The 1,088-nt window shown below is 67.0% G+C and carries 1 pseudogene; it reads right to left on the bottom strand.

What is annotated here, in order from left to right:
* Positions 1 to 234 precede the first annotated feature (234 nt).
* Positions 235 to 678 (bottom strand): annotated as a pseudogene (locus FCI23_RS55845) (helix-turn-helix domain-containing protein); the annotation flags it as partial.
* Between the last annotated feature and the right edge of the window lie 410 nt (positions 679 to 1,088).

Genomic DNA, 1,088 nt, shown 5'->3' with positions numbered 1-1,088 from the left:
GCCATCTGGGAGCAGATCACCGGCGCCGCCGACCAGCACACCACAGCCTGAGCACAGGCCCCGAACCGGCCCCACCACGCCCCGACACGCCGTCAGAAGCCCACACACCCAACAACGTGACAACGCCCGCGGAAGGCTTCGCGTCGAAACCACGGGTCGCCAGCGCGGCCGTGCCGATCCGCAGTCCTGAAGTCACCATCGGCTGGCGGGGCCCCGGACACAGTGACCGTTTCGGGTGGAGGCAGCCACCTTCACCCCGAGGACCAGTAGTTCGCCGTGCAGGCGCCGATACCCCCAACAAGGATTCTCCCGCGCCAGGCGCAGGACCAGAACGCGAATGGACTGCACTGTCCGCGGCCGCCCCGGTCGCTTCGGGCGCGACACGGCAGCATGGCGGCGTGCGACCAGGTCGCGGTTCCACCGCAGCACGGTGTCCGGACGTACCAGCAGCCGCAGCCTGCGCGGCACCTCCAGCGGGAGCCGGTGCAGCAGCGCCGCCAGAAACGCCCGATCGCTCGGGCTGAACCGCACCTTCTCCTTCCCGAGTTGACGCTCCAGCACCGTGATCTGATGGCGCAGGGCAAGGATCTCCACATCCTTCTCCCGATCACTCATCGCCATCAGGCCCAGCATCGCGAACGCGTTCGTCACACCCAGGTAAGCCAGTCGCAGCAGCACGATCGATCATCATGCCGCAGTGACCGCCAGCCGCGCGAGAGCACCGGCTCGAGCAACCGCGGTCGACATCCCCAAACCCCGGCACACCCACTCCCACCAGGGCGGATGAGGTATTCGGCAAGGGCAGGACTCTGTCGCCCGATCCGCGGTGAGGGCCGATTTGATCAGCCTCACCAGCACGTTCACCGTCGGCCGCCGGTCGGTTTCAGCAGGTCGGCCGAATCGGGCGGCAGAGTCCCGCAGAGCCAGCTGAACGGGTGACCCGCGAAGTACGGATCTAGGGCCAATGCCGCTGACTTTGGGTTGATCTTGTTTGTAGTGTGTGCCTCGGGAGGGTTGCTGAGTGCCACGAGCTGGACAGGTCAAGCCGCCGGTTGAGGAGCGGTTGTCGGATCGCATCGCGTTGGGTG

Origin of the sequence: Actinacidiphila oryziradicis (genome assembly GCF_005047355.1) — a bacterium.
Classification (GTDB): Bacteria; Actinomycetota; Actinomycetes; order Streptomycetales; family Streptomycetaceae; genus Actinacidiphila; species Actinacidiphila oryziradicis.
Note: the sequence above shows the minus strand (reverse complement) of the source record. Positions and strands in the feature narration are given on the sequence as shown.